14 protein-coding genes are annotated in these 21,384 nt (G+C 57.9%); 10 read left to right on the top strand and 4 right to left on the bottom strand.

From position 1 onward, the window contains the following. Nucleotides 1-26: 26 nt before the first annotated feature. Nucleotides 27-2,324 (top strand): tetratricopeptide repeat protein, encoded by a 2,298-nt coding sequence (locus GSQ94_RS10760; RefSeq protein ID WP_158943856.1) that lies wholly within the window; start codon nucleotides 27-29, stop codon nucleotides 2,322-2,324. Nucleotides 2,325-2,366: 42 nt separating this feature from the next. On the opposite strand, the gene GSQ94_RS10755 is transcribed toward GSQ94_RS10760, so the two are convergent. The 3 genes from GSQ94_RS10755 to GSQ94_RS10745 form a co-directional block, all read right to left on the bottom strand. Next, complete coding sequence (locus GSQ94_RS10755) at nucleotides 2,367-3,536, bottom strand: glycosyltransferase family 4 protein (RefSeq protein ID WP_158943854.1); 1,170 nt, start codon at nucleotides 3,534-3,536, stop codon at nucleotides 2,367-2,369. Nucleotides 3,537-3,553: 17 nt separating this feature from the next. Then, a complete protein-coding gene (locus GSQ94_RS10750) occupies nucleotides 3,554-4,888 on the bottom strand; it encodes an O-antigen ligase (protein ID WP_158943852.1) in 1,335 nt (444 codons plus the stop codon). A gap of 76 nt (nucleotides 4,889-4,964) precedes the next feature. Beyond that, a complete protein-coding gene (locus tag GSQ94_RS10745) occupies nucleotides 4,965-6,071 on the bottom strand; it encodes a glycosyltransferase family 2 protein (protein ID WP_158943850.1) in 1,107 nt (368 codons plus the stop codon). Between the two features lie 368 nt (nucleotides 6,072-6,439). Here GSQ94_RS10745 and GSQ94_RS10740 point away from each other — a divergent pair, with 368 nt between their 5' ends. Beyond that, a complete protein-coding gene (locus GSQ94_RS10740; RefSeq protein WP_158943848.1) occupies nucleotides 6,440-7,969 on the top strand; it encodes a lipopolysaccharide biosynthesis protein in 1,530 nt (509 codons plus the stop codon). Nucleotides 7,970-7,976: 7 nt separating this feature from the next. Here the strand turns inward: GSQ94_RS10740 and GSQ94_RS10735 are convergent, their stop codons facing one another. Continuing rightward, entirely contained in the window at nucleotides 7,977-8,966 is a 990-nt protein-coding gene (locus GSQ94_RS10735; RefSeq protein WP_158943846.1) for a glycosyltransferase, read from the bottom strand. Between the two features lie 316 nt (nucleotides 8,967-9,282). On the opposite strand from GSQ94_RS10735, the gene GSQ94_RS10730 reads away from it, so the two are divergent. The 8 genes from GSQ94_RS10730 to GSQ94_RS10695 form a co-directional block, all read left to right on the top strand. Continuing rightward, nucleotides 9,283-9,855, top strand: coding sequence for a serine O-acetyltransferase (locus GSQ94_RS10730; RefSeq protein WP_158943844.1), 573 nt, complete (start codon nucleotides 9,283-9,285; stop codon nucleotides 9,853-9,855). Next, entirely contained in the window at nucleotides 9,845-11,791 is a 1,947-nt protein-coding gene (locus tag GSQ94_RS10725; RefSeq protein ID WP_158943842.1) for an HAD family hydrolase, read from the top strand. Before GSQ94_RS10730 ends, GSQ94_RS10725 begins: the two co-directional genes overlap by 11 nt. Continuing rightward, nucleotides 11,757-12,005, top strand: a complete 249-nt coding sequence (locus tag GSQ94_RS10720) for an acyl carrier protein (RefSeq protein ID WP_158943840.1) — start codon at nucleotides 11,757-11,759, stop codon at nucleotides 12,003-12,005. Before GSQ94_RS10725 ends, GSQ94_RS10720 begins: the two co-directional genes overlap by 35 nt. Beyond that, nucleotides 12,002-12,430: a VOC family protein gene (locus GSQ94_RS10715; RefSeq protein ID WP_158943838.1), complete on the top strand. Its 429-nt coding sequence runs from the start codon at nucleotides 12,002-12,004 to the stop codon at nucleotides 12,428-12,430. Before GSQ94_RS10720 ends, GSQ94_RS10715 begins: the two co-directional genes overlap by 4 nt. A gap of 67 nt (nucleotides 12,431-12,497) precedes the next feature. After that, nucleotides 12,498-13,268, top strand: a complete 771-nt coding sequence (locus GSQ94_RS10710; RefSeq protein WP_158943836.1) for a polysaccharide deacetylase family protein — start codon at nucleotides 12,498-12,500, stop codon at nucleotides 13,266-13,268. After that, nucleotides 13,265-14,380, top strand: a complete 1,116-nt coding sequence (locus GSQ94_RS10705; RefSeq protein WP_158943834.1) for a glycosyltransferase family 4 protein — start codon at nucleotides 13,265-13,267, stop codon at nucleotides 14,378-14,380. Before GSQ94_RS10710 ends, GSQ94_RS10705 begins: the two co-directional genes overlap by 4 nt. A gap of 781 nt (nucleotides 14,381-15,161) precedes the next feature. After that, nucleotides 15,162-17,768 carry a putative Ig domain-containing protein gene (locus GSQ94_RS10700; RefSeq protein ID WP_158943832.1) on the top strand — a complete coding sequence of 869 codons (2,607 nt, stop codon included), beginning with the start codon at nucleotides 15,162-15,164 and terminating at the stop codon, nucleotides 17,766-17,768. A gap of 387 nt (nucleotides 17,769-18,155) precedes the next feature. Then, a partial coding sequence (locus tag GSQ94_RS10695; protein ID WP_174240918.1) for a putative Ig domain-containing protein occupies nucleotides 18,156-21,384 on the top strand: 3,229 nt, incomplete at its 3' end.

Here is a 21,384-nt window from a genome sequence, read left to right as displayed (position 1 = left end):
TTGAATAACCTTTGAGGAAATGCGCGATGAGAACTACTCTCCCCCCCGCAGCACGTCGAATCTCAGCCATGCTCGCTATCTCGCTTGCCCTTGGTCTCACCGCGGGCTGCCATCGCGATCCCAACAAGCAGAAGCAGCGCTATCTGGAGAGCGGCAAGCGGTACGCAGACCAGGGCAAGTACAAGGAAGCGACCATCCAGTTCGCCAACGCCCTCAAGGTCGACCGCAACTTCGCCGACGCACACTATCAGCTCTCCAAGGTCTTCCTCAAGCAGGGGTCAGTCATGCCTGCGTATGGAGAACTGATGCGGACCGTCGATCTGCAGCCCAACAACCTCCCAGCGCGCATCGATCTCGGGAATATTCTGCTCGCCGGCAAACAGATCGATCGTGCCTATGCACAGGCCACCGCCGTGCTCGCCATCGACAACAACAACGCCGACGCTCATGCCCTTCTCTCCAGCGTGGCCGCAGCCAAGGGTGATCGCATCGAGGCTCTCGCCCAGATTCAGCAAGCCCTCGCTGCCGATCCCAATCGCGCCAACTTCCATGCCTCCCTCGGCTTGCTGCAGAGCAGCGATCCCACCACGGCAACAGCCGGCGAAGACCAACTCCGCAAGGCAGTCGCTCTCGACGAAAAAAATGTATCTGCCCACGTCGTCCTCGCCTCGCTCCTGCAGAAGAAAGGCGACCTCCAGGGTGCGGAAGATCAGATGAAGGCAGCCATCGCCGCCGATCCCAAGAGTGTCATGGCGCGCGCCAGCCTGGCCGATCTCTACATGCGCCAGAAGGACACCGCAAAGACCGAACAGACCCTCCGTCAGGCATCCGAGGATCTCTCTGACTCCGAGAGCGCTGCAGGCTTGCTGGCCACCTACTACATCCGCACCAACCAGCTCGCTGCGGGCGAAACCGCCTATGCCGATCTAGTCGCCAAGCATCCAAAGAGCGCTCCGCTCAAGATCGCCTACCTCCGCCTTCTTATCTTGAATAAGGATCTCCCCAAGGCTCGAACCGTCGGCGCAGACCTGGCCAAGACCGACAGCAACATTCCAGAGGTCGCTGTTCTCAACGGAATGCTTCTGCTCAACGACGGCAAGACGGCGGAAGCCTTCACCACCATGCAGAAGGCAGCTAAAGCGAATCCAGACAATCTGGTGGTTAAACTCTGGCTTGGTCGCGCAGCGCGAGCAAAGGGCGACACCACCGTAGCCCAGCAGGCCTTCCGCGACGCTGCCAAGCTGAGCCCCAACAGCCTGGAGGCACAGGCTGGCCTCGCCGAAATCTCCATCGACAGTCACGACTTCAGCACACTCCACCAGGTCGCCGACACCGCTATCGCTATCAATCCAGAGATAGCGACGCCCTTCCTATGGCGGGGCATAGCCGAGGCGAACCAGAAGGAGTACGACAAGGCCGACGCGGACTTCCATCAGGCTCTCAAGCTAGATCCTAAAAACTCCGCAGGCTACCTCGAACTCGCCCAGCTCCGCATGGTGCAACAGAAGACCCCCGAGGCCAAAACCCTGCTCGAACAGGCACTCGAGTTGAACCCCAACTCCTCCCGCGCCCTGCGTCTGCTGGCCTCTACTCTCATGTTTGAAAAGCAGCCGGCCAAAGCTATCAGCCGGGTGCAGGACCAGATCGCAAAATCGCCGCAGAACGCCGACATGTATGACCTGCTCGCTGAGTTGCAGCTAGGCACCGGCGACTCTAAGAGCGCGCTCGCCTCCGCCGAAAAAGCAATGCAGCTGAACCCCAATGACAGCGGATCGGTGATCACCTATACTCGCGCCGAAGTCATCGCAGGCGACCCCGGCAAGGCAGTCGCCAAGTGGCAGCAATGGAATACCGATCACCCCACCGACGTCCAGGGACTTGTCATGCTCGGCACCATGCAGGAGTCCGAAGGCGATCGCAACGGAGCCATGGTCAGCTACAAAAAAGCTCTCGCACTTCAGCCTGAGCAGCCCATCGCCGCAAACAATCTCGCTTACCTCATGGTGGAGACCGGGCAGAATCTCGACGTCGCTCTGTCTCTCGCCCAGGTAGCCCGCCGCGCCATGCCGTCCTCGCCGAACACGGCGGACACCCTCGCTTGGATCTTCTACCAGAAGGGTAACTTCGGCTCAGCACGCGATCTTCTCGAAGATGCTGTCAAGACCGATCCCAACAGCGCGTCCATCCACTACCACCTCGGCATGACCTACACCAAGCTCTCCAACAGTGCCGACGCCGTCGCTCACTTGAAGAAAGCTGTAGCCTTGGCGCCGAATACGCAAACCGCAAAAGACGCCGACAAAGAACTAGCGCATCTTAGCTAAATTCCGCGCAACACTCTGTTAGGCAAATTAACGCAAGACAGGTCATCCACGTTTCAGCAGATTTGCATAAACGCTGGTGACCTGTCTCATCATGGCGTCCGTAGTGAACTTCTCTGCGGCAAACCTCTTCCCCTCCGCTCCCATCCGCTTGCCCTCTCCCGGATCGGCAAGCAGCCGCATCATCGCAAAAGCCAGCGCCTCAGGATCTCCCGGCGGAACAATGATCCCGCTGACACCGTCCGCAACCGCCTCTGCATTTCCTCCAACATCCGTGGCAATCACCGGAAGCGAGGCAGCCATCGCCTCGACAATTGCGTTCGAAAAGCCCTCGCTGCGTGAAGGGAGAACAAAAATCTCAGCCTCAGCCAGATACAGCTGAAGATTCTTCACTCCGCCGGCGAAGTGAAATCGATCCGATAACTTCAGATCACTGACCAGCGTCTGCAGCTCTGTGAAATACTCCGGCTCCAGCACATCGCCCGCAATGCTGAACGTAGCTTCGGGAAACTGCTTCGCGATCAGCGCAGCAGCTCGCACGAAGACATCGTGCCCCTTCACTCGGCGAATATTTCCAACCGTGACAATCAGCCTTTCGCCGGATCGCTTCGCCGGTCGGGAGATCGCACCCCAATCCGCGAGATCCAGCCCGTTGTAGATGGTCATAACGCGGGACGGCTCGACGCCGTCCACCTCAATACTGTGCTGGCGCACCAGCTCGGAGACAGCAAACACCTTATCCGGCACGCTGGACATCATGCGATAAGCCGCATGATGCTTCCCCGTCCGAAGAATCCCCATATCCCTCCGGCTCCATATCAGCTTCGCATCGGACAAAGCTTTCGTCACAAAGCCGCCCCACAGGTCAGAGCTTTCAAAGAAGGTCTGCACAATCTGAACGCGCTGTCGTCTCAAAAACAATCCCAGCTCGAAGCCGGCTCGGATCGCCGTCAGGTCATACGTGCGCTGCAATGGCAATAGGTATATGGAACACGGTGGCGAGTCCAGACCCGCGCTTGCAGGATCAGCCGAAAATGTCAGGATCGAAACACGGTATCCGTACCGTGGCAAAAGAGCAGCTAGCCGAAGCACGATACGTTCGCCTCCACCAAGCGTCCTGGGAAACTGGTCAAGCACCAACAGGATGTGAGGCAGCGCCGCAGACTCTCCATCGCCACTCGGCTGCGCAAGGTGCAGCGCCCTAATCATGCTCATGCTTGGGATCACCTATCCTATCGGTAGGCCAGATAGGGATTGTTCGATACAGAAACTGCAGCAACTACCGGTTCCGTCGCAGGTGCAGTCTCGGAGAGCTCCAGCGTGCGCGCCGCAGCCGCAATCAACACCCAGAGCATCCCGTTGATCTCCAGATAGGTCCACCGATCCCCAAAGCAGTTGGCGACCACGCACGAGCAGATCGCAATAAAAACTCCGAGCCCCAGCCCCTTATAGAGCGGATCCTCTGCCCTCCTGAAGGCCCGGTACGCTATCGACATCATCTGTTGAATCATGATGATCACAATGATCATCCCGATGACCCCGGTCTCCACCATTACCTTCACGTACCAGTTATGCGTGTCTCTCAATCCATCCACATGCGCCTTCATCTGGTAGCTGGCGAATCCAGTTCCGAAGACGGGATTGCTAAGGATCGATGCCTCTGCGGCCTCCCACAACTCCACGCGCTCATTTGCTGAAGATTCAAGTTGCCCATTCGCCGAGTGCGTCATCTGGACTCGTTGTCGAACCGCTGTAGGAACAACCGTCTGCCACGTCAGGAGAAAGACCGTCCCGATGATCAAAAGCTTGCGATCCTTCAACAAGCCCAGCACGAACATGCTCAGGATGATCGCCAGATAGGCTCCGCGAGAGAAGGTGTACATGCAGGCAAAGAGAGTAATCCCGGCAAGGCCGTAAGCGATCAGCCGAATCTTCTTCCTCTTCAGATACTGGCCGAATCCCCAGAAAAACATTCCAAACTGGGCAAGAAACGCCGCCGTCTCATTCGAATTGAATCCCAGCGGGCCGCCGTTGCGTTTGTTCTCATCAAATGTCGTCCATGTTCTGGACATGCTATCCATTAAACAGCTTCGATCAATCGCCAGCAACGTAAACGCGGCGATCATGATGACCGTTCTCACAGCCTTCCGATTGTCCACCACCAGCCCCGCCGCAACAAACGTCAGCGGCATCATCATGTAGTCCTTCCAAGTCACGAAGTTCGCATCGTTGAGCCAAAGGGGAGCAGTAGCATTCCCGAGCATCACACCCAACCACATCGAAAAGTACAGATAGACCGAGAAGACTAGCCAGATCACATAAAGCTTCGTCTTGGGCAGGCGCTTGCCATGAATCAAAGCCCCGATGATGACTGCAAGAACAAGGATCGTCAGCACATTGCTGCCCAGCGGATAATCCAGGAAGTGATCCCGCATGGTCCTGTAGGGGAGAAATGGAATCACATAATAAAAACCCAGCAGAGGCCGCCCCGTCAGGGAGACGATGCACATCACCCAGAATCCCAGATAGGCAATCATCGGAACAAAATGTGCGAGTCCTAGTCCCAAGTTTCCCTCTCCATGCTGCGGCTAACCCTAACCATGCAGACTCGCCGCCACCGGTCTGCGTTAGTCCTTGGACTCCCTAGAGCCATACTTTTTTCCGCCCGGCAGCAAAGTTGTAAAACGCAAGTGCTGCCGCCGCATTCAACATCACAAAAGTGCTGGCTATCCCAACCGGCTTGAACTTCTTGGCCGATGGACTCAAGGTCCCACACAGGGCTGAAACGTAGAATAGCACTTGAATCCAGAAGATTCCCCGATAGAAAGCCCCCCCCGACACGCCAGACGCCACAAGCATCAACAGCAGCAACAACGGGACCACCAGCCGCAACAGTTTGTGGCTGACGAAACGAAATAGAAGTGGATTCGCAGGCGAAATCAGCCAGGGCGCCAGGCGAAGCAGCTGGTAGTTTCCAGTCAACGTCCGCACCTTCCGCGAGAACTCCTTCCCCTTTTCGCTGAAGAGCCGGTCCCGCGCGATTGCCAGAGGTTCAAAGACCACCCGCTTCCCCATCCTCGCCACATTCATCGGCACAAAAACGTCATCCAGAATCGTGCCGGCAGGAATAGGCGTATACAGCTCGCGGCGAATGGCGTAGATGGCCCCAGTCACTCCAACTACTGAACCCGACGCAGACTCGAGCTTCCGCACCATCTTCTCAATCTTCCAGTAGATGCCCAGCCCCTCCTGCGATTGACTTGAAGAGCTTTCAAGCAGCAACTCGCCGCTGACTGCACCTACTTCCAGATCCGCGAAGCAGGAGACTAGCTCCAAAACGGCGTCCGGATCGACATACTGCCGCGCATCCAGAAAGACCAGAACCTCGCCCTTGGCTCTCTGTACTGCCTCGTTCAGCGCTTGCGCCTTGCCACCCGACTCATCCAGAATCACTGCAACCACAGCAGGAACCTGCTCCCGCAAAATCTCTGCAGTTCGGTCAGTCGATCCGTCCGACGCGACCACGATCTCGAGCAGCTCCTTCGGGTACTTCAACAGGCCAAGATTCTCTAGCTTTGCAGGAAGATTAGCCGCTTCATTGCGCGCAGCCATGATCACTGAGACCGTCGGCGTAAGCGTCCCCTTCCGGATCGGCCTTCTGCGAATGCGGACAGAGATCCAGAGCCAGACGGCATAGCCAAAGTAGGCGTAACCGATCAGTGCCAGGCACACCCAGAAAACAAGCCTCACCGTCGACTCCTCTCGAAGCCGTGCTCCGCACACTTCCTGGCAGTTGCGTTAGATTTCACAAGACCTCGATGCCCCTCATCTTACTAAAACGGCTAAACCGAAACATGGATGCAGTTCGTAGTTATCTTGACCCCATGCCCGCGCTCTTGGGGATGATACGTCTGAACCACGCCTGGTTATCTAACCCTTTCAGGGGATCGAAAGTATCGATCGCAGCTTTCAAATCCAACCTCCTCGACTACACTGGTAAAGCGCCTTTGTCGTCACAAAGGCATCGCTACACCGAGTGAAGCACGACAAGCCGCAGCGATTCGGCCGAACCGATTCCATGAAGATTTCCGCACCGCAGTGTTGCACACTCAGGACCAATGGCTAGCAAAAAGCGATTTGCGATCAATGTAGGAATGAACTGGATAGCCATGGCGACCGGCATGGTCGTTCCATTCTTTTTGGCTCCGTTCGTCGTACGTCATTTAGGGGCAACCGTCTACGGCATCTGGATCCTCGCCTGCTCCACGGTTGCTTACTTGAATATGCTGGACCTCGGACTGCGAAGCGCCATCATACGGTTCGTCTCCAAGAGCGCGGCAGAGGGCAACGTCGAAAGCGCCCAGAAATCCATCGGTGCAACGCTCTGGTTTCGTATGCTGATAGCCACAGCTGTCGCCATCATCAGCATCGCCCTGGCCCTCTGGTTTCCTCACATCTTTAAAATTCCGCAGAACCTACAACGCCCCGCACAGATCACCGTTCTGCTCTGCGCGCTGGGAGTTGCGGTCTCTCTGCTGTCCGGCGTCTACAGTGGCGTGCTCACAGCGATCAACCGCTTCGACATCTTGAGCTCAATCATCGTCGTCCAGACGCTTGGCCGGGCCATCGGAGTCATTCTGATTCTACGCAGCGGCTACGGCCTCGTGGCCCTCGCCCTGTGGGAGTTCGCGGTCATCTTCTTCGCAAGCGTTGCCCTTGTGGTCCTCGCGATGAAAAAGTACCCTCCCTGCCGGGTCCTCGCCCTCAGGCCGGATATGGAGACCCTGAAGAGTATCTGGTCCTACAGCTTCAAGACCTTCATCATCATCGTGGCTGTGCAGATCGTCTTCTACACCGATAACATCGTAGTAGGTGCCTTCCTCTCGATTGGGGTAGTCACCTTCTACTCGATCGCCGGAAGTCTGGCCATGTACTCCGGCCAGGTATCCACCTCGATGGGTTCAACCTTTATTCCCATGGCCAGCAGCCTGGATGCGTCAGGTCGGGCAGATACTCTGCAAAAGCTGCTTCTGCGGGGAACGCAGGCGCTCCTCGGGCTCATGCTTCCTGTGGGCCTCACCCTGGTGCTGCGCGGAAAGACCTTCATCGGCCTATGGATGGGCCCGCAGTTCAGTGAGATCTCCGGCACAATCCTTCAAATTTTGATGATCAGCCAGTTCTTCACTATCGCGAACTCGACCGCCGGACAGATAGCCTACGGAGTCGACAAACACAAATCGGTCGCGAACTGGGCGGCCATTGAAGCCGTCTTCAACCTTACCCTTAGCCTTATCCTGGTCAAGACAATCGGAATATACGGGGTCGCCTGGGGAACCTCTCTCTCTATGGCAGCCATTCATCTCTTCTTCTGGCCGCGATTCGTGCAGAAGGAGTTGGGCATCTCTGCGGGAACCTACCTGTGGCAGGGATGGGGCAAGGTTCTCCTGTGCTCGATCCCGTTCGGAGTCGCGTCCTTCCTCGTGGACCATCACTATCACCCTGCTTCGCTGGTCACCTTCTTTGGACAGGTTCTACTCACGCTGCCCGTATATGCTGCTGTGGTCCTGGCAGTCTTCCACCAGCCGCTCCTGAACCTCTTTAGAAGGTGGCAGGCTTCGCGTCGTCCGGTCGTCCAGGGTATCGCTTAGCAACCCTCTAGGGAACGGAGACCTCTCTTGGAACTTCGACGTCCCGGGTAAGATCCTCTCGACATCTGCGCTCTGGCCACCAATAGGCTGCGCTCCAGCGAAAGTTCCGCAACTTGGTATACAACATGATCGCCAGGACCCGATACCGGTAACTCGGGACCACCGCCCCCCAGAATGGCCACTTCAGAAAGGACTCGATCGCATACTCCCAGTAGCGCTCGCTCCCCACATCTCTATAGCTGAGAGAGACGTTATAGAAGATCCTCGCCTCGATCTTGCGCTTCCATAGATCTCTCTTCATACCGCTCAGATCGGCAAGCAAAACGCTATCCAATAACTGCAAGGCAGCACCAGCCGTAGCCGAAAAGTTCTTGGTAACGTTATTCTCCCAGTGCCTGTACGTCGTCAGGTTCTCAGGCGTGTCTTGAAACGCCTTTGCCGAGTAGCGTCGTATAAGACGAACCCAAAGCTCCCAATCCTCTCCATAGTGATACTGCGTACTAAATCCACCAACTTCTTCCAAGGCCGACCGGCGAATCATGGCGGTCGAAGGAAGGATCGGGGTACGGTAACGAAGCCCCGGCCACAGCTTCGCAGCAGGAAAAGGAGCCATATGAAGCGTATTGCCGTCAGGAAACAGAAACTGGAACGCAGAATAGACCACCACCAGCTCCGGATTGGCCTCGATCACAGCAACCTGCGTCGCCAGCTTCTCCGGAACGATCAGGTCATCGCTGTCCAGAAAGGCAATCCAATCGCCAGTCGCCGCCCGAAGAGCTGTATTCCGCGCCGCGGACACGCCCTGATTCGCCTGCTTAAGGTAGCGAACCCTATCGCCAAAGCTGCACGCTATCTCCCCCGTGCGATCCTTGGAACCATCGTCCACCACGATAATTTCGTGGGCCGGATAGGTCTGAGCCACTGCACTGTCCAGGGCATCGCGTAGCCAAAGCTCAGCATTGTAGGCGGGAACGACAATTGTAACTTTCGTCCTCACGATGACTAAGAAACCTTCCTGGGCCTGCAACGAATGCAATTCTTAGGATTCACCAAGCAATCTGGCAACCCAACCAAACCTAACCTAACTCTACCTCTATGACTTGGCAAGTTCGATCTGATTCAATCCGCGACCGGAGCAGACCGGAGCAGACTGTGGCAGACTGTGGCAATGGCGTTGCATGGCAGCAGAGTATTCGCAAAAAAGTGCATGCCTGATAATGCACTCTCACTTACTACAACGACATTACTGGCTGATAAGATTCAGCTGTAACGAGATATTACCGCGATGAGCCAGGAGTCTTCGGGCATTGAGCATGTCTAAATTTTCAGAAGATATCGCGCGCTACAGATCCATGGGCCACAGCGGCAAGCAACTCTGGTTCAGCCCGGCGGTATGGGCGGTCGCGATCTATCGCTTCGGACATTGGCTCTACGTGGAGAACCCTCCCTACTTGCTTCGTATTCCGTACAAAATCATCCACCTCTTCGCGTATATGTTCTCCGAGGTCGTCATGGAGATGTGTCTCGACCCGCAGGCCACCATCGGCGGCGGCCTCTACATCGCCCACATCGGCGGAGTCCACATCAACCCACAGGCCATCATCGGAAGCAACTGCGACATCGCTCATCGAGTAACCATCGGCGCCTCCGCCATGGGTCGCGGAGGTGCGCCCGTACTCGGCGACCGCGTCTACATCGGTACCGGCGCTACCCTGGTTGGCAAAATCAAGGTGGGCAGTGGCGCAAAGATCGCCGCCAATACGCTGGTTATGAGCAACATTCCCGAAGGCGCCACGGTCATGGGTGTTCCTGGCCGCATCATCATGCGAGCTCCCGTCAGTCCATCGCCTGAACTCTCTGCGGCGGAGATGACCGATGCAGAATGAGTCAGAACGGCAGGAGCTTCGACGCAAGATCAAAGAAGCCGTCGCCGCACAGAATGCAAGCGCAGCCGTGCAGCATGGTCGAAGTCTCTTGGCAGCCTCGAGCAAACCCTCCGATGTCGTCTTCTGCGCCTCAGCCTTCACCAGCATCGACGACTCTCTGACCAATCAGCTTAGAGCCAAACGGCTCAAGACGTACATCGTTCGCTCCATCACCATAGAGCCGATCCTTCCCTTCCTCACTACCGAATCGGTCCTCTCGAACTACGTGCTCGATCTCCACGTAGGCGGCTACGGCTCTTACGTCGACGAGATGTTGAACCCGCAGAGCGCCCTCGCAAAGTTCAACCCCGATCTCATCTTCGTCCTTCTCAATCTCGAGGACATCGCCGGTCGTCTGCCCGATCTTTGCGCAGACGGCATCGGAGACTCGGTCGACGCCGAGATCGAAGAAGCTCTCGCCCGCACGGCCCAGTTGCTGAGAAGCTTCCGCTCTGGCAACTCAGCACGCATCCTCTTTCAGGGATGCCTCGTCCCCGATCTGACTTCTCTCGGAGACATCGGCGAAGCGAATATGCCCCGCAGTCTGACCAACGCTTTGCACCGGTTGAACCAGAAACTTGCGGCCCTCTGCAACACCATCTCCGACTGCGTCTTCTTTGACGTAGACCACCTCGCCGCCCGCCATGGCCGAGCACACTGGCGCGACAACCGAATGTTTCTCGCCTCTCGCCTGCCCGTCGCGGCAAATGTATTCAGTCTCTTCGCTCGCGGCCTGGTCCGCTCTTACTCAACCCTCTTCCGCGCCCCCCGCAAGGTCCTCTGCACCGATCTCGACAACACGCTCTGGGGTGGTGTCCTGGGAGAAGAAGGGCCAGAGGGAATTGCCACCGGAAGCGCATTTCCCGGCAACTGCTTCCTCGATTATCAAAAATACCTGAGGCAGCTATCCTCCCGAGGCATCCTGCTCGCTATCGTCTCCAAAAATAACGAGGCGGACGTTCGTGAGGCATTTCAGACACGCGCCGCAGACTTGGGACTAACCCTCGACAACTTCGTCGCAACCAAAATCAACTGGAACGAAAAATCGTCCTCTCTTCGCGAGCTCGCCGAGGAGCTGTCTTTAGGCCTGGACTCCTTCGTCTTCGTCGATGACAGCCCTGTGGAGTGCGAAGCAGTCCGCCAGCAGCTTCCGGAGATAGCCGTCATCGAGGTTCCTCATCAGGAGCCCTGGAGACTCGTTGACCTCCTCTCCGCACAATCGTTCTTCGACGCAGCCGTCGTCACCGACGATGACGTCAATCGCCTTAACGAGTACAAGGCACAGGCCCAGCGAACCGAACTAGCCAACAGCGCCGGCAGTCGCGACGAGTTTCTCGCCTCACTCGACATCGTCTGCACCTTTGTCAGTGCTCTCGATGCCCCCTTGGCACGTTCGGTCCAGCTCCTCGCCAAGACCAACCAGTTCAATCTCACCACCCGCCGCCACTCCGCCTCCGAGGTTCAGCAGTTCGCCTCCTCAAGGGGAGGTCAGGCAGTCGCTATCCGTGTGCGCGACCGCTTCGGCGATGCCGGAGTCGTAGGATTAGCCCTCGCCCGCAATCTGGGGGATTCTTGCATCATCGATTCACTGCTATTATCGTGTCGAGTGATCGGTCGTGGCATCGAGACCGCACTCCTGGCGCACCTCGCGGAGAACGCAATCAAGACGGGGGCCAGGTACCTTAGAGGGGAGTTCATCCCCACAAAGAAAAATGCTCCATGCGCGGACTTTTACCCTGATCATGGATTTGTTCGAGGTCCGGCCCGCGAGGCTTCTCCTGAATCACTCTTTTACCAACTTGATCTGACCGCCGCTGCTCTCACGAGTCCCAGATGGCTAACCTTGGAAGGGAATGAACCGAATGAGCTCTCAGCAAGTGCCGTCGTCACTTCGTGACATTCTCGCTGACATCCTGGAAATCTCGCCCGAAGAAGTCACTCCCGAGACCGGAGTAGGAACCATCGAAAACTGGGACTCCTTCCGGCATCTTCAAGCCATCCTTGCTATCGAAGGCGAGTACGGTGTTCAGTTCGATCCCTCGCGCATCGCCGAACTGACAACAGTCTCGCTGATTCAAGCAGAACTGGCAGCGAAGGGAGCGGCGCTTTGACCGCTGAGGATCTCGGCTTCAAACTTCGCCATGTAGGAGTCGCAGTACCCTCCCTCGATCCCACGACCGAGACCTTATCGACCCTCTTCGGCTACAAAGTTGTCTCCGGCCCATTCAACGACCCCATTCAAAAGGTGAGCGTCAACTTCCTCTCCAAGTCGGACACCGACGTAGCCGAGATTGAGTTGATCGCTCCCCTGAGCGAAGACTCCCCGATCAAGTCCATACTCGCAAAGGGCGGCGGTGCGGCTTACCATCTCTGCTTCGAAACAACCGACATCGAGCAGGCTTTGGTTCACGCTAAAAACAACGGCTGCATCATCGTGAGTCCGCCGGTCCCTGCGGTTGCCTTCGATGGCCGCAGGATCGCCTGGATCTACACCCGTTCCCGCCAGCTCTTCGAGTTGGTTGAGGCCGCAGTCTAGCTTCAGCATTCCACCTCCACCAGTCAGAATCTGTTCAGCAAACATTCATCGAATCGAGACCAGCCCGGTGACCCAGCCGATAAACAGACTCTACCTTCTTTACCACGAGCTGCGAACCACCCCAAGCGACTACTCCTACGTCGTTGAAACGGCAGCGTTCGAAAAGCAGATGGATCTTTTTCACCAGCTACAGAAAGCAGATGCGCCAGGGCTACGGCCTGAAATCACCTTTGACGACGGGCATATCTCAAACTTCGAGCTTGCTCTACCGATCCTTCAGTCACGCGCCATCAAGGCATGGTTCTTCATCACCGTAGGCTGGACAGGGCAAAAACCGGGCTACATGGATTGGTCCGAGCTACGGTCCCTCCATCAGGCGGGCCAGCAGATCGGCGCACACGGATGGACTCACACGCTTCTCACCCACTGCAACGACGCCGGACTGCACCGCGAGCTCGTCGAAGCTCGTCTCACTCTCGAAGAGAAGTTGGGCACTTCGATCACGACCATGTCTCTGCCCGGAGGACGCTCCAACCAGCGCATCCTCGCAGCCTGCCGCAAAGCCGGATACGAGCAGGTCTTTACCTCTGTACCCAAGCCAGAGCCTGATCCAGCAGCGTCGACCATCGGTCGCCTCAACATCCGCGGCGACATGACCCTCGAAGGAATCGCAGATCTCTTTCAACCCGGCAGCAAAGCACTCTCCGGCATGGAGCGGCAACACAGGATAAAAGCCGCCGCCAAAACCATGCTCGGAGATCGCATCTACGCAAAGCTCTGGGCTCTTCTCAATCGACAGGAACCTGACAACGACGCAGGAGAGAGCTACGGCCAGTGAAAATCCTGCACATCATCAGCAGCGGAGGCATGTATGGCGCAGAGGCCGTAATCCTGAACATGTCGCGCACCTTGAACCAGAACGGCCACTCAAGCGTACTCGGCGTCTTTTCAAACTCCGCAAACCCGAATCTCCAGCTCCACCAGGCCGCTACCCGCGAAGGCATCGAGTCGCACCTGATTCCCTGCAGCGGGCAGATCGACCGCACCGTCATCGCAAGCATTCGTAAGCTTGTAACTGGTACCGAAGCAGATATCGTTCACGCTCACGGCTACAAAGCCGACATCTACGGCTACTTCGCTTTGCGCAAATCAGGCATTCCTCTCGTCTCCACTTGTCACACCTGGTACGACAATGATCTGACCGTCACCCTCTACGGAGCGGCTGACCGCTTCGTGCTGAGAAGTTACGCCGCAATCGTCTCGGTCTCGGACGAAGTAAAACAACGCCTCCTGAAGGCTGGCGTTCGCGAAGACAGAATCCATCTCATTCAGAACGGCATCGATCTGCGCCCCTTCAACAGCGCCTATCCCTCTCTGCGCGAAGACCTCGTCCCCAGCCAGCAGCTCGTCGGTCTCGTCGGCAGACTGGCAACGGAAAAAGGCGTAGACATCTTTTTGCGCGCAGCATCGCTCGTGCTGCTTCAGCTTCCGTCCACAAAGTTTGTCATCATCGGAGAAGGTCCCGACCGCGCACAACTCGAATCCCTGATCGACGAACTGAACATCAGAGACAACGTCACCATGCTTGGGCAACGTGACGACATGCCTTCGGTCTATGCCTCGCTCAACATCATGGTCTCCGCATCGCGGCAGGAAGGTCTACCGATGGCGATCCTCGAAGGGATGGCAAGTCGGCGCGCGATGATCGCAACCACCGTGGGAGACGTACCTAAAGTGATTCACCATGGCAGCACGGGTGTGCTCGTCCCTCCGCAGGATATCGACACCCTCGCCTCGGAGATCGTCGCTCTATTAAACGATCCCGAAAAACAAAATCAACTCGGAACCTCCGCAAAAAAACTCATCGAAGAAAAATTTTCTGCAGAGCGCATGACAGCGGACTATCTCCATGTGTATCAAGAGATCGCTTCAAAAAAAATTGCTTTTTAGCCGAAAACTGCAGTCTTTCTCTTACTCCGTAAATAATCGGCGAACCCGCATTCTTTCCATTTAAGCCTCGAAAGATAGCTCTTCCAGGACAACAACTTACGAAGTATGTGCCTGAAAAAGGAGCTTTCTCGGAGCATCCGATAAGGCCATCACAAAGAAAAAACAATTGACTGTTACAAATTGGTCCAGCGTTGCCTCGTATGGTATAAAAATTAAGTCACCCCTTCTGAAGCGTTCGTCGTGTACGTCGTCGCTCTTTCCTCTGCCGGTTCTAATGAGTTAGGAGATTCGCTCTCTTCCAAGAGCATCTCACTCAGGCGGCAAGGATCATTCGACACGCAACGCATCAATCCGCATCCTTGCTGCACCCCACCACCATGCATCGCGCTGGACTTGGTCCATTGCCCGCAAGCTTCTCCATGGACACAGTACCTCTGCCTCGTCGAGCCTCAGATCGTGTGTACCCCAAACGTGGGATAGTCCTTAACGGTCCAAGTAGCCTCTACTCGGACTCAGAAAGTTACTTTAGTAATTAAACGCCTGGTTCTCCAACATCTGGTTTTTGTATCACTTGTCGACTCACTGCGTGCAACTCAAGCTATACATGCAGATGAAAGCCTTTGCCTCGCGGAAACGAAATGAATATTACGGCCCCAAAATGGGTAACCGTAGTAACCATTTCAAGACAAAATAGTCGTCCGGATGTTCTGGGCCAGATTTACCTTCTGTTCAGGCAGCGCGATTTGACCAACCAAATTTCTATTCTTGTACGGAGCATATTTTGGGAAAAGTACTCAGGACCATCGTAGCGGGCATCGCCCTCACCCTCATCTTCTTCTGTCTGGATTCGGCCTCGCCATCACAGACTGCGAATGCCGCTACCGCACTTGCCATCTCCACCACGACCCTGCCCCAGGCGACTTATAAAAAGACCTATAGCGCCACTCTCAAAGCGACGGGCGGCACTCTGCCCTATGACTGGAAAGTGGCTGCTGGCGCTCATCCCTCGGGGTGCGCTCTCAATTCGGGTACAGGACTCTTCTACTGCACCCCGGAGAAGGGAGGAAGCTACCCGCTGACCTTTTCAGTAACCGATTCCTCGAAGCCCGCTCAGACCAAGACCGTCAAAATTACCTTTGTGGTCGCAACTCCAGCCCTTGCCATCACCACCACCGCCTTACCGGCCGCCACGGAGAGCGCGGCCTACTCCACCGCCCTCGTGGCAACCGGAGGAACGCCGTCTTATGCGTGGAGCATCACTGCCGGCAAACTTCCCGCTGGTCTTACCCTCGCAGACGCCACGGGGACCATCTCCGGCAAACCCACGGTCACCGGCACCTTTAGCATCACCGCAGCCGTCAAAGACTCATCGAGCCCCGCTGTCGCTAAATCCGCTACACTTTCCATCGCCGTCGGTACCACAAGCAAAACGCCGCTCTCCATCACCTCCGCGACGCTGCCCAGCGGCGTTGACGGCACTGCTTACTCCGCGCAGATGAAAGCCGCGGGCGGCACTCCGGCCTACACCTGGTCCATCACCGCCGGTAAACTCCCCGCAGGCCTCACCTTGGCTGCAACCACAGGAATCATCTCAGGAAAGCCAACTGTAACCGGCACCTCCGCCTTTACCGCTGCCGTCACCGATAACAGCAATCCGGATCAGAGCAAATCCGCGGCAACCTCCATCACCGTTGGCACCGAAGCGCCGCAACAGACCGGCTCCGGCACCACCTGGTACATCCGAGGAGACGGCGGCACACGCTACTCCTCCAAGGTGCCGACCGGACAATGCGATGGGAAGGCCGACGTCGGCTACCCCGGCAGCGGCACCGACCAGCACTGCGCCTTCAATGACTACCGCTTCCTCTACGACGACCAGAGCTACCACAGCTTCGCCTGGGTCATCGCTGGCGGCGACACCGTTATCATCCGCAACGGCCCGTACCGCGTTGGCTACAACCAGGGCACAAGTTCGAGCGATGTCTGGTGCAACGGCACCGGCGATCCCTACGACTGCATGAATCCTGTCATCCCTTCCGGAACAGCAACTCAGCCTACCCGCATCCTGGGCGAGAACTACGCCAGCTGCACCCAGGCCAACATGACCCAGCTCTACGGCGGCCATGCTGTCTGGGCTGACATCGACCTCCGCGGAGCCAAGTACGTTACCATACAGTGCCTCAACCTCACCCGCCACTCGCAGTGCATCATCTACGGCTCGCCTGCTTCTCCTGGCGATTGCAGTAATAACTACCCCATCGATGACTATGCGGTTCAGGGCCTCGTCACCAACACCAGCACTCACGACGTCACCTTGACCGACATGTGGATCCACGGCTTCCCCTCGCGCGGTATCCTCGGACCGATCGGAGGCACCATCAACGCCACCAGGGTCGACATCGCCTATAACGGCGGCGCCGGATGGGACTTCGACGACGGTCAGCAGACCCCCAACATAAACGGAGTTATCAACCTTAGCTACGTCACCGTCGAGTGGAATGGATGCAACCAGGCCTACCCCGGCACCGGAGCAGTCTCCTGCTACAGCCAGAGCACCGGAGGCTACGGCGACGGCATCGGAACCCCCGCTGGAACCTGCCTCACCGCGCACGTCGATCACTCTACCTTCCGCTACAACACGCAGGATGGATACGACATGCTCCACAACGACACGGGCAGTTGCTCCATGTCCATCACCGACTCCACGGCCTACGGCAACAACGGCGCCCAGTTCAAGTGGGGCCCCAACGACAACCCAATGGTCTTCACCAACAACACCGTTCTGGGCAACTGTCTCCGACTCTCACAGCCAATGACAGGCCAGCCCAGCACCTACAACAAAAACCTCGAGGACTTCTGCCGCGCCAACAACACCATCGCCATCGGCTTCCGCGACGGCGGCACCACAACTGTCGAGAACAACACCATCGTCAGCTACGCTCCAGTCACCGTGGATGCAAGCTGCTGGGGCACCGGCACCGATGCCCAGGGCACCGGCACCTGCAACAACAGCAACTTCATCTTCAAGAACAACATCGTGATGGGATATGACAACTCCGCCACCTACGACCTCGGCGGACAGGCCGGCGGACCAGCCGCTATCTACTTCGACGAGCCCATCGGACACGTAACCCGCACCAATAACCTCTTCTACGGCATCGGACACAACTTTGCCTGCCCGACTGGATTCTCCAACGAGCTCTGCGCTGATCCTCTCTTCACGAGCCAGCCCACCTTCACTAGCGAATCCAGCCTGGATAACTTCAACTTCCAGCTGACCACAGGAAGCCCCGCCCTCCACTTGGGTGTAGCAATCTCTGGCCTCACAACCGACTACACCGGTGCGACTCGAGCTAACCCGCCCAGTATCGGAGCTTACGAAAAGTAACTCGTAACGCATCCTTTCTGGCTCGTCACCCGGCGCGTCTCTTCTCACGAAGAGACGCGCCGTTTGCGTTAGGCCCAGGACTACAACGGAAGTGGGATACTCCCCTGCTAGCGGGACAACCATACTTTCTCAATGGTTACTGTTGCGCGTAATCGTAGCCATAACACCACCCCTGAACTCCTGCACTAAATTGCAACTCTTCTGCAAGCAAGTCTGCGTGAGCGACTTAAGGCCTAAAGCCTCTCTCACACGGAAGTGGCAGCTCAGATCACCCATTGGGTAACTGTAGTCACCACTTTTAGCCTGTAACGTTTTTCAGAGAGGCCTCAACTAGACCCTCTGCGATGCCGTTATACGGATAAACGTTTGATTTTTTCGGGGTGTACTTTGAGACAGAGAATCAAAACGATCGCCGCAAGTTTTAGCCTCTTTCTACTGATCTTTGGCCTCGGCTGCGGATCAGGTCTGCACGAGCTTCCCGCTCCTAGCATCAGCAAGGTCACTCCGCAGACCATCCCTGCAGGCTCTCAGGCTCAGACCCTCAGCGTCACAGGCACAAACTTCGACAACTCTGCGGTCATCCTCTGGAACGGCGCCCCTCTCGTCACCAAAGTAGTAAGCTCTACCACTCTCACTGGGACCATAGGTAGCGGCAATCTCGCCACCCCCTCCACCGCTCAGTTGCAGGTGCAAAACGAGGTAACGATGGCGGAGTCGCAGGCCCTCCCCGTTGCCGTTGTGCCCACCACCACCTCCAACAGCTCTCTCCCCCCTCTCGCCATCACAACCGCCTCACTCCCGCAAGCGACTGCCGGCACAGCATACTCGACAACGATTTCAGCGGCTGGCGGAACAAGCCCCTACGCGTGGACCCTGACCTCAGGACAGATCCCCGCCGGACTCACCCTCTCCACGTCTGGCATCCTCTCGGGAACCCCCACGACCAGTGGTAACTACTCCTTTGTCCTTTCAGCCACCGACTCCAGCTCCCCCGCGCAATCCACCACCGCTCAGGTATCTCTGTCGGTAGCCGCCGCTACTCCCCCTCCGGCTCTTCCGCCGGTTCCGACCGCCCCACTCGCAATCACCTCGTCCGTCTTGCCCACCGGCACCAGCGGTTCGCCCTATTCAGGACTTCTGCAAGCCACCGGAGGCACCGCCCCCTACACCTGGTCCATCACCGCAGGAAGCCTCCCCCCAGGACTCACCCTCAACACAAAGAGTGGTCTGCTCGCAGGCATCCCAACACTAAGCGGCAGCTTCTCCATCACAGTTCTGGTCCAGGACTCCTCCACCACCCCACAGACCGCTACAGCAGCCGTGTCGTTCTCGATCGTAGCCGCCGGAGCACCACTCTCGATCGCGGCCTTTACACTACCTCAAGCCACTGCGACCCAGCCCTACAGTGCCAGCCTCAATGCAGCAGGAGGCACCGCACCCTACACCTGGTCGGCTACAAGCTCGCTGCCAAACGGACTCACCCTCGCATCCAACGGCTCCATCACAGGCACACCCGGAATCAGCGGAACCTTCTCCTTCAATGTCACCGTCACCGATGCCTCCAACCCAGCCCAGACAGCCAATGGTGCAGTCACGCTCGTCGTCGCACCCACCCTGCTGACGATCACCAACGCAACCCTGCCCTCTGGAACCATCGGCTCCGCCTACTCCCACGCCCTACAAGCCGCGGGAGGCACCTCGCCTTACGCCTGGTCGCTCACCTCTGGTGCCATGCCCGCAGGTCTTACCCTGACTACTAGCGGCTCGGTCTTGGGCACTCCCACCGCCAGCGGAACCTTCCCCTTCACCGCCACCGTCACCGACGATGCCACTCCGCAGCAGACAAAGTCGGTCCAGGTCACGCTCGTAATCGTTCCGGCAGGTCTCTCGCTCAACACGGCAAGCCTTCCCTCCGGAACCGTCAACACAGGCTACTCTGTCGCGCTTCAGGCAACCGGTGGTACCACCCCCTACAGCTGGTCGATTACCTCCGGCAGCCTCCCCACAGGACTCATCTTCGTCTCCTCGACTGGCATCGTCTCCGGCATCCCGACCGTCACCGGAACCTTCAACTTCACCATCGCCGTCACCGACGCAGGCACCCCCGCACAAAGCAAGTCCGTCCCCTACTCGCTCACCATCACTCCTGCCACCCTCACCATCACCTCTTCCACCCTGCCCTCGGGAACCAACGGCTCCGCCTACTCAAATTCACTCGAAGCTGCAGGAGGCTCCGCTCCCTATACCTGGTCTGTCACCACCGGCAGCCTCCCAGCCGGACTCACCCTCGGCACATCCACCGGCGTAGTCTCCGGAACTCCCACCGCCAGCGGAACCTTCACCTTCACCGCCTCCGTCTCCGACGCAGGCAGCCCCGCCCAGACCAAAACGGCTCAGGTCTCTCTCGTCATCGCCCCCGCAACCCTCACCATCACCACCACAACTCTTCCCTCCGGAACGCAAGGAGAAAGCTACACGGGCACGCTGCGGACCAGCGGTGGCACCGCACCCTACACTTGGTCGATCACCTCCGGCGCACTCCCCACCGGCCTCAGCCTCGGCGCAACCACTGGCCTGATCACCGGCACACCTGCGGTCAGCGGCAACTTCACCGTCACCCTCGCAGTCAAAGACTCGGCGACCTCGGCACAGACGGCAACCGCAACGCTGCCCCTCTCCATAGTTGCTGCGGGATCGCCGCTCGCCATCATCTCGGGCGCCCTGCACAGCGGCACGACAAACACGCCCTACACCGCAACTCTCAACGCCACCGGAGGCACCGCCCCCTACACCTGGTCCGTCACCGGAGGCACCCTCCCTGCCGGATTCACTCTCGCCTCCAACGGCTCGCTCTCAGGCACACCGACCACCAGTGCAAACGTCAGCTTCACCGCCACCGTCACAGACTCTTCCAGCCCCTCGCAGACCAAATCAGCAACCATCTCCTTCACCATCGCGCCTCCGCCACTTGCAATCATCACCTCATCGCTGCCCTCCGGCACTCAGGGCTTCTCCTACACCAGCGGCCTGCAGGCAACCGGCGGCACCGCCCCCTACACCTGGTCCGTCACTGGAGGCACTCTTCCCTCAGGTCTCACCCTGGGCTCTAACGGTGTTGTCTCCGGCACGCCTGCGGTCAACGGAACCTTCAGCCTCACCGCCACCATCACCGACGCCTCGAGTCCCATACAGACCAAATCGGCCTCATTCGTCCTCGTGATCGCTCCTCCCGCACTCTCCATTACCACCGCCTCCTTTGCGCCAGGCACTCAAGCAGTCGCCTACTCCGCCTCCCTGCTCGTAACCGGCGGTACTGCTCCCTACATCTGGTCCATCAGCGCAGGCAGCCTCCCGGCAGGTCTTAGCCTCTCCCCTGGCACCGGCATCATCTCCGGTATCCCGACGGCCAACGGAACCTTCAACTTCACCGCCACTGTCGCCGACGCCGAGAGCCCCGCGCAGACTAAGTCTGTCGCCCTCTCGCTCGTCATCGCAGCTCCAGCCCTAGCCTTCAACTCGCCCGCCCTCCCCTCCGGCACGCAGGGCTCCGCCTATACGAGCACCCTCTCCGCAACCGGCGGCACCGCACCCTACACCTGGTCCATCAGCGCAGGCA

The sequence above is a fragment of the Granulicella sp. S190 genome (assembly GCF_009766095.1).
Classification (GTDB): Bacteria; Acidobacteriota; Terriglobia; order Terriglobales; family Acidobacteriaceae; genus Edaphobacter.
This window is presented reverse-complemented; position numbering and strand designations above follow the sequence as displayed.